This is a genomic window from Rothia sp. HMSC069C03 (assembly GCF_001811075.1).
Classification (GTDB): Bacteria; Actinomycetota; Actinomycetes; order Actinomycetales; family Micrococcaceae; genus Rothia; species Rothia mucilaginosa.
The window spans coordinates 101246-110140 of record NZ_KZ627139.1 but is presented as its reverse complement, the minus strand read 5'-3'; the positions used below and the strand labels follow the sequence as shown (position 1 = coordinate 110140).

General features: G+C 57.5%; 6 protein-coding genes. 5 read left to right on the top strand and 1 reads right to left on the bottom strand.

Features of this window, described 5'->3' with window-relative positions; translation table 11 throughout:
- Window positions 1–44: 44 nt before the first annotated feature.
- Window positions 45–182 (bottom strand): 50S ribosomal protein L34, encoded by a 138-nt coding sequence (rpmH, locus tag HMPREF2779_RS07095; protein WP_005504094.1) that lies wholly within the window; start codon window positions 180–182, stop codon window positions 45–47.
- 569 nt (window positions 183–751) lie between these two features.
- On the opposite strand from rpmH, the gene dnaA reads away from it, so the two are divergent.
- The 5 genes from dnaA (at window position 752) to gyrB (ending at window position 8865) form a co-directional block, all read left to right on the top strand.
- Window positions 752–2431 carry a chromosomal replication initiator protein DnaA gene (gene dnaA, locus HMPREF2779_RS07090; RefSeq protein ID WP_070684780.1) on the top strand — a complete coding sequence of 560 codons (1680 nt, stop codon included), beginning with the start codon at window positions 752–754 and terminating at the stop codon, window positions 2429–2431.
- Window positions 2432–3218: 787 nt separating this feature from the next.
- Window positions 3219–4343, top strand: coding sequence for a DNA polymerase III subunit beta (gene dnaN / locus HMPREF2779_RS07085; protein ID WP_105361183.1), 1125 nt, complete (start codon window positions 3219–3221; stop codon window positions 4341–4343).
- 118 nt (window positions 4344–4461) lie between these two features.
- Window positions 4462–5703, top strand: a complete 1242-nt coding sequence (gene recF, locus HMPREF2779_RS07080) for a DNA replication/repair protein RecF (RefSeq protein WP_049354142.1) — start codon at window positions 4462–4464, stop codon at window positions 5701–5703.
- A gap of 97 nt (window positions 5704–5800) precedes the next feature.
- The gene (locus tag HMPREF2779_RS07075; RefSeq protein ID WP_369825420.1) at window positions 5801–6391 is read left to right on the top strand and encodes a DciA family protein; all 591 of its coding nucleotides are present in this window, start codon (window positions 5801–5803) and stop codon (window positions 6389–6391) included.
- A 443-nt stretch (window positions 6392–6834) separates the two neighbouring features.
- Window positions 6835–8865 (top strand): DNA topoisomerase (ATP-hydrolyzing) subunit B, encoded by a 2031-nt coding sequence (gene gyrB, locus HMPREF2779_RS07070; protein WP_049354140.1) that lies wholly within the window; start codon window positions 6835–6837, stop codon window positions 8863–8865.
- Window positions 8866–8895: the final 30 nt, after the last annotated feature.

Here is an 8895-nt window from a genome sequence, read left to right as displayed (position 1 = left end):
CCCCGCCGATGCGTGTGCATCGGCGGGCGAACTATATGCCGTGATTAGGCCGAGAGCTTTGCGCGGCCCTTACCGCGGCGGCTCGACAGAATCGCGCGGCCTGCACGGGTACGCATACGCAGACGGAAGCCGTGCTTCTTAGCGCGACGGCGGTTGTTCGGCTGGAAAGTACGCTTGCTCATACTTTGTCTCCTTGATTTTTGCGGTTCGTGCCCTCAGGGGTATCGGAACCGTACGCTTCTTGGTGCACGGAGGTACCGCAACTATTCGCAGTAGGCGGTGCACACACAACAGCACAACTTTAGAAGAGTGGAGGGCGTAAATCAAGTTCTTGACGCTTTTTTCCGCGTGATTCCGGGCTCGTTTGTGGTGTGGAGGCGGTGATTGAGGCGGGTATACAGGCTGTGGAGACACTACATACTCTTGGAGTGTAAGCCTGGGGGTATTTGTGGCGGTATGGTATCCACCACGGTGTATATCCCACCCACACCTCCTACTATCGGCGAGTTATCCACATCCTTGAGCTCTTGGAGTTTTCCGCTAAATATCAAGGAAGAAACCCTGTTGTGCACTTAAATCCACCGCTTATCCACCCCTGTAATTACAAGTTTTCCACCGTGTGGAAAACTCTTGTGGATAACTTTCTCTCCCTGTGTATTAAGCGGGTAGAATCTTAATGACCTCGCGGTGGTTTCCGGCATAATTTCTTTACTGTGCCACCGCTTCACATCGAGTGAAAGTAAAGAATTCCATGACCGACTCCCTTCAGGCGCGCTGGGCGCATCTGCTCTCCATTCTTGCCGCCGATCCGGCAGTGACGGCACGTCAGCGCGGTTTCGTGAATCTTGCGCAGCCTCAGGGGCTAATGGGTTCTTCTCGCCTCATCATTGAGGTGCCGAATAAGCTCACCCGCGCAGTCTTCGAGGAGCAGATTAGTGCTTCGTTCCGTGCGGCCCTGCATGAGGCTTTTGGTCCGTCGACCACCGCGCTTTTCGATGTGAATGAGTCGATGGTTCCGGTTGAACCTGCAAGTCAGGACGTTTTCCATGGTGAGCGCGAGGTGCCTGTTGAGCATCAGTCCATCCCTTCGGTAGCGACGGCTTCTGCACATCCTGAGGTGCCCGCAGGCTCGCGCGCCTTTGAGTACTACACAGAGCCGCATCCGGGCCCTGACCACTATGAGGTGCCCGCCGATGAGCAGGTCACCCGCCCCTCCCTGCAGGCTTTGGAGGCGGAGCGTGCCGGATTTCCCTCCGCACAGCAGCCCGCGCCGGCGCCTCGCGAGTACCCGGCACCCACTTTCGTTCCGGACGCCCCGGCGGTGCCAGAGGCCCAGCAGGTGCATCCGCATGAAGACCCAGAAAACGTGCCGACTTGGGATAGCTCTGCCCGACTGAACCCGAACTACACCTTCGACACCTTCGTGATCGGTCAGTCCAACCGCTTTGCGCACGCGAGCGCTTTCGCGGTGGCGGAGCAGCCCGGCATTGTCTATAACCCGCTGTTCATCTACGGCGGTTCGGGTCTGGGTAAGACCCACCTGCTGCACGCGATTGGCCACTACACCAAGTATCTGTACCCGAATTTGCGGGTGCGCTACGTGAATTCTGAGGAGTTCACGAATGACTTCATTAACTCGATTCGTGATGATGAGGGTTCGTCGTTCAAGCAGATTTACCGCAATGTTGATGTTCTGCTGATTGACGATATCCAGTTTTTGGCGGGTAAAGAGGCGACGATGGAGGAGTTCTTCCATACGTTTAACGCCCTGTACAACCACCAGAAGCAGATCGTGATTACCTCTGATTTGCCGCCGAAGCAGCTGACCGGTTTCGCTGAGCGTATGCGTTCACGTTTCGGTTCGGGCCTGAATGTGGATGTGCAGCCTCCGGAGCTGGAGACTCGTATCGCGATTCTGCGGAAGAAAGCTCAGAACGAGATTTTGCCGGTGCGAGATGACGTCATGGAGTACATTGCTTCCCATGTCACGGCCAATATTCGCGAGTTGGAGGGCGCTCTGATTCGTGCGAGCGCTGCCGCCTCGATGAAGAAGCCGCCGGAGCCCATTACCCTAGCTGAGGCTGAGACTTATCTGAAGGATTTGCTCTCTGACACCGGTGGTGCGGAGATTACGTCGGCGCTGGTTTTGGCGACGGTGGCGAAGTATTTTGATGTGTCCATTGAGGATATGCAATCGAAGTCTCGCACCCGTACGCTCACGAATGCGCGTCAGGTGGCGATGTATCTTCTGCGTGAGCTGACCGAGATGTCTCTGCCGCGTATTGGCAACGATTTGGGTGGCCGCGACCATACGACGGTGATGCACGCGGTGCGTAAGGTGAGCGCGCAGATGGCTGAGCGTCAGACGATTTTTAATCAGGTGACTGAGTTGACGAATTTGATCCGCCAGGAGCAGCGCGCCGCCGGCTAGATGTGTTTTTGTCCCTGTCCCGTAGCTTATTTTGCGCCTCGACTAGGTGTTTTATAGGCTTCGGGGCGGGGCTTCACGATGATTTCGAGGATTTTAGTGACTCGAAAAACTGGATTTTTCGGGGTGTGGATAAGCTGTGCTTTAACTCATGCATTCGTGTGGACGTTAAGTGCATGAATATTCAAAAGGTGTGGAATCGAGGGAATGTATAAATATCCATACACAATGCATCCTCAGCACCAAGTGGGTTCTTCCACATAATGTCCACAGGCTACTTCCGCGTCGTTGCAGGCAAGGAAGGGGTTTTCCACCGTTTCCACAAGCGTTAACAATACTACTGTACTTAAAGAAAAAATCCTCCCCATAACAAGTAGTTCTTCCCGACCGACCTGGCTGGTTCAGGTTTTTCTATGCGTCCCTACTGAAATCGTAGATTTTCACTGATTTGGGTCGATGGCTGCACGCTATCTCTTGGGTTGGGTTTGCGCAAGAAACCAACACTGGGCCATCACTCAGTTCGAACCTGTTTTCGAGTGTGTTTGCCGCCTCTTCCACATATCTTTGTAATTACAAAAATACGGTAACCCTCCATACCTCATCTCACCCGATTTTTCGCTGTAGGGTTGACCTTCGAGTCTCTGTGTAATTACAAAATCCGGTAGGATGGATAGACGCGCGCGCGGAAGATTCACTGCGCATCAGAGCACGCGGTATTTCCGGCTCTATCGTCCAAAGCTTTACGTGCGCCCAAAAACTACTATCTAATTCCGTGAAAGGCGCCTTCTCGATGAAATTCACCGTTGAACGCGATGTCCTTGCCGAAGCAGTCGGCTGGACGGCACGCTCACTTCCGCTGCGTCCCACCTCCCCCGTACTCAACGGTCTGCTGATTACCGCCTCCGCAGGTGAGGTCAGCATCGCAAGCTTCGATCACGAGACCAGCGCCCGTCAGGTCATTGCAGCCGATGTTGAGGCAGAAGGCGTTTGCCTGGTTCCCGGCAAGATTCTGGCAGAAATTTGCCGCTCTTTGCCGAACGCACCCGTCGAGTTCACTGCAGATGAGTCCGTGATTCGTATTCGCTGCCGTTCCGCTAACTTCCAGCTGGCTGGCATGCCGGTCGTGGACTACCCCGAGCTTCCCGAGCTTCCCAAAATTTCCGGTACCGTGGACGGCGCCGAATTTGCTGAAGCAGTCAAGCAGGTTCAGATTGCGGTGTCCAAGGATGAGACCCTGCCGCTTCTGACCGGTATCCGCGTAGAAATCAATGGCGACACCATGACCCTGCTCGCCACCGACCGCTACCGCCTGGCAATGCGCGAAATCAAGTGGAACCCAGCCAACCCCGATGTTCAGGCGGCTGTATTGCTGAAGGCTAAGACCGTCTCCGAGGTCGGTAGTACCCTCTCTGGATCCGGTGAACTGTCTATTGCTCTGCCCGCAGCGGGTGAGCTGATCGGCTTCGCAGCGGGTACCCGCCGCACCACCAGCGTTTTGATGGACGGAGATTACCCCAACATCCGTGCACTGTTCCCCGAGCAGACCCCGATTCACGCGGTGGTTCGCACCTCCGACCTGGCTGAGGCTGCTCGCCGTATCTCCCTCGTGGCGGAGCGCAACACTCCCCTGCGTCTGAAGTTCACTCAGGGTTCGGTTGCTATTGATGCCGGCCGCGGTGACGAGGCTCAGGCTTCCGAGACTCTACAGGCGCACCTGTCCGGTGATGACATCACCGTTGCGTACAACCCCGCCTACCTCTCGGATGGTTTGAAGGTTTTCGGTACTGAGTTCGTTCGTTTCTCCTTCACCGATGCGCCGAAGCCCGCCGTGATTTCCGGTCAGGACGAGCCTCTGGCTGAGGATGACCGCAACTACCGTTACCTGCTGATGCCGGTTCGCCTGCCGTCGAACTAGTTTCAGTGTTTGCCGCCCCGCGCGCCTCCCAAGGTTCTGCCCAAGGAAGCCCGCGGGGCTGTGCTTTCTGCCCTCCCGTACCCATCCCCAACCGAACCGCACGAAAGGAGCTGCTCAGGTGTATATTGACCATATTTCGTTGTTGGATTACCGTACCTACGCTCTGCTGAGCCTGCCTCTTTCGGCAGGAGTTACGGTGTTTCTGGGCTCTAATGGTGTGGGGAAAACCAATATTGTTGAGGCGATTGACTATGCGGCGTCGCTGTCTTCGCACCGCGTGAGCCATGACGGGCCGCTGGTGCGAGCGGGTGCTTCACGCGCCTATATTCGCACCCGTACGGTGCGCGGTTCGCAACAGACGGTGACCGAGTTTGAGATTGCTCCGGGGCAGAGTAACCGGGTGCGCATTAATCGTGCCGCGCCGGTGCGTGCCAAAGAGGCGCTGGGTATTGCCCGTACGGTGCTGTTCTCCCCGGAGGACCTTCAATTGGTGAAGGGAGACCCGGCGGGTCGTCGTCGTTTTGTGGACGATTTGGCAAGCTCTTTGCGTCCGGTGGTTTCCGGGTACCGTAGCGAGTATGAGCGGATTTTGCGGCAGCGTAATTCGCTGCTGAAATCCATGCAGCGTAAGGCGCGGGACGAGAACGCTTTGAGCACGCTCTCGGTATGGGATGAGCAGCTGTCGACTCTGGGTGCTCAGCTGCTTTCTGCGCGTTTTCGTCTGTTGCAGCGTTTTTTGCCGCAGCTTCGCCGCGCCTACGCGGGGCTGACGGACGGCTCTAAAGAGGTCGGTTTCAACTATGAGTCGACTGTTTTTTCGAGCATGGGTGAGCGCTCGATCGAGCATGCGGCACTGATGCGCGTTGAGGACCTCAAGGAGGCTTTGATGCGCGGTTTTGCGGAGCGTCGGCGCGATGAGATTGAGCGTGGCGTGACCCTGGTGGGTCCGCACCGTGAGGATATTACCCTGCTGCTCGGTGGCATGCCGGTGAAGCATTTTGCCTCGCACGGCGAGAGCTGGTCTTTTGCTCTGGCGCTGAAGTTGGCGTCCTGGTTTGTGCATGTTGAGGATGACTCCTCGGTGGGTTCTTCGCCGATTCTGATTCTTGATGATGTGTTTGCGGAGCTTGATTCTGCGCGCCGCCACCGCCTGGGTGCGATGATTGCCGACGCGGAGCAGGTGTTGATTACCTGCGCGGTGCTCAGCGATATTCCGGAGGAGCTGGGTGACTACCGCTTGGTATCGGTGACGGCGGGGCACGCCGAGTATGTGCAGCCTGCCACCGACTCTGTCACTGGCTCTGCGGGGCAGTCGAGCTCGACCGCTTCTGCGCTCGCGGAGGGTGACGGCGATGAGTAACCCCGTCCGCCCTCAAAACCATGTTTCACGTGAAACATTCGGTGAATTCGCGGAACTGCAGTTTACAGAGCCTCAAAACCCGCGCGAGGTTGATAGCGTGGGCGAGTTCTATCGCGACGAGGTGGACGCCCCCTCCGCCCTACTGACCCGTATGCGCGTGGCGGCTCAGGAACGTGGCGAAGCGCCTCTCAACGCCTTCTCTGCGAATAAAATCATGCGCGATTTCGGTGCAGTCATGTCCGGCACCGCCTCGAAGAAGAAATCACGGCGAGCGCAGGGCTGGGACCCTCGCGTGATGGGTGGTTATAGTGGCCCCGGAGAGAGCTCTCGCGACCCTAAACCCCTCGGTGGCATCGTTAGTGCCCTGATTCGCTCTCGCGGCTGGAAAGAGCCCGTGGCGGTCTCTAGCGTGCTGGCGCGTTGGGCTGAGCTTGTGGGCCCCGAAATCGCCGCGCATACCCGCCCGATCAGCTTCGAAAACTCCATCGTTGAAGTCCAGTGCGACTCTACCGCCTGGACCACGCAGCTGCGTCTGATGCATGGGCACCTTATCGAACTTTTCCGCAGGGAACTGGGCGAGGGTGTCGTAGCTCAGGTCCGCGTGTTGGGCCCGAATAACGGTCGCTGGAGTCAGCGAGGCTATCGGCGCGCCACCGGCATGCGCGGTGTGCGCGATACCTACGGGTAGGCGCATCGCGTCGCTGCGTCGCATTGCCACGGCGGGAAACTGAGACATTGGGGGCGTTGTATGAAACGTGCCCCTTTTCTGCACCTCATGATTTTCTGCACGCTATGAAAGCTTTAGAATCGCCGGCAACCTCCACGAAGTGGTGAACCGTACCCCCTATCTCAAAAGGGGGTTGAAACACTCTAAACCGCCTTTGCGGGCTTTTGAGCGGGTGGTGGCGCCCAAAAAAGCTCAATATGTGACGTATGTAGATGGTTTTATGCTCTCTTGCTCGGTAAAATAAAAGAGACAATGCGTAAAGTGTGCCCACCTATGGGCATCACCGGCAACGCGGGTTGTGCAGGCGCCATCTGGTGCCCTTCGTGAGGCGTTCTAGGCTCCCCTCTGAGCTGCCCGCAGTTCTTCTTCGCCGGTTGCATCATCTACTCAAGGAGTTCTGCCTCGTGGCATCTGAACAGAATGCATCTGAACAGCCGCATGAATACGGTGCATCCGATATTACCGTGCTGGAAGGTCTGGAAGCGGTTCGTAAGCGCCCCGGCATGTACATTGGCTCGACCACTGAGCGCGGTCTGCACCACCTGGTCTACGAGGTTGTAGATAACTCGGTCGATGAGGCGCTCGCCGGCTACGCCTCCGAAATTGACGTGACCATTCAGGCTGACGGCTCCGTCCGCGTGAAGGACGACGGCCGCGGTATCCCCGTGGATGAGCACCCCACCGAGCACAAGTCCACCGTTGAGGTTGTCATGACCGTGCTGCACGCTGGCGGTAAGTTCGGCGGCGGCGGCTACTCGGTCTCCGGTGGTCTGCACGGCGTGGGTATCTCCGTGGTGAACGCGCTGTCTACCCGCGTGATTACCGAGGTGCACCGCCAGGGCTACGCATGGCATATTTCCTTCTCGAACGGTGGCGTGCCGGACGGCCCTCTGCGTCGCGGCGAGCCCTCCGATAAGACCGGCACGATTCAGACGTTCTACCCGGACCCGGAGATTTTTGAGACCGTCGAGTTCGACTTTGAGACTCTGCGCGCTCGCTTCCAGCAGATGGCGTTCCTGAACAAGGGCCTGACCATCACCCTGACCGATGAGCGCGAGAAGTTCACCGGTGACGAGGTTGCTGAAGAGGAGAAGGAAAACACCCTCAACCGCGTACGTGCGAACGCTGACGGCTACACAACCGTCACCTACCGTTACGACAACGGCCTGTTCGACTACGTACACTTCCTCAACGCTGGCGCGAAGACCATCGTGAACGAGGAGATCGTCTCCTTTGAGTCCGAAGACACCGACCGCAACATGAGCCTGGAAGTGGCGATGCAGTGGACCGGCGCGTACAAGGAGTCCGTCTACTCGTACGCGAACACGATTAACACCCACGAGGGTGGTACCCACGAAGAGGGTTTCCGCGCCGCTCTGACCTCTCTGGTGAACCGTTACGCGCGTGAGAACAAGCTGCTGCGCGATAAGGACGATAACCTCACCGGTGAAGACGTGCGTGAGGGCCTGACCGCGGTCATCTCGATTAAGATTTCTGAGCCGCAGTTCGAGGGCCAGACCAAGACCAAGCTGGGTAACTCGGAGGCAAAGTCCTTCACCCAGCGTGAGGTGAACGATCACCTCAGCGACTGGTTTGGTCGTAACCCCGCGGTGGCAAAGGACATTGTTCGCCGTGCAATCACTGCCGCTCAGGCGCGTATTGCAGCTCGTAAGGCTCGCGAGACCACCCGCCGCAAGGGCCTGCTGGAGACCAGCTCCATGCCCGGTAAGCTCAAGGACTGCTCCTCGAAGGACCCGTCGATCTCTGAGATTTACCTGGTGGAGGGTGACTCTGCGGGTGGTTCGGCAGTGCAGGGCCGTGACCCGAACACTCAGGCTATTCTGCCGCTGCGCGGTAAAATCCTGAACGTTGAGCGTGCTCGCCTAGACCGTGCCCTGTCCAATGCTGAAATTCAGGCAATGATTACCGCCTTCGGTACCGGCATCGGCGACGACTTCGATATTGAGAAGGCACGCTACCACAAGATTGTTCTGATGGCGGATGCGGACGTCGACGGCCAGCACATTACGACTCTGCTGCTGACCCTGCTCTTCCGCTTTATGCGTCCGCTGATTGAGGCTGGTTACGTGTACCTGGCTCAGCCGCCGCTGTACCGCATCAAGTGGTCGAACGCTCCGCACGATTACGTGTACTCGGATGCTGAGCGTGATGAGGCTCTGGCTCGTGGCGCGGCGAAGAACCTGCGCCTGCCCAAGGATAACGGCATTCAGCGTTACAAGGGTCTGGGCGAGATGGACTACACCGAGCTGTGGGATACCACCATGGACCCGGCACGCCGTACCCTGCTTCAGGTGAAGATGGAGGATGCGGCTGCTGCTGACCAGATCTTCTCTGTTCTGATGGGTGAGGACGTTGAGGCTCGTCGTGAGTTTATCCAGCAGAACGCAAAAGACATTCGATTCCTCGATATCTAGCCCGAAACGGCATATGCCTCATAGGCAATA

Excerpts from the sequence above, each read along its gene's own strand:
- dnaN (WP_105361183.1), top strand. The coding sequence starts at position 3,219 with ATGAAATTCACCGTTGAACGCGATGTCCTTGCCGAAGCAGTCGGCTGG.
- dnaA (WP_070684780.1), top strand. The coding sequence starts at position 752 with ATGACCGACTCCCTTCAGGCGCGCTGGGCGCATCTGCTCTCCATTCTT.
- rpmH (WP_005504094.1), bottom strand. The coding sequence starts at position 182 with ATGAGCAAGCGTACTTTCCAGCCGAACAACCGCCGTCGCGCTAAGAAG.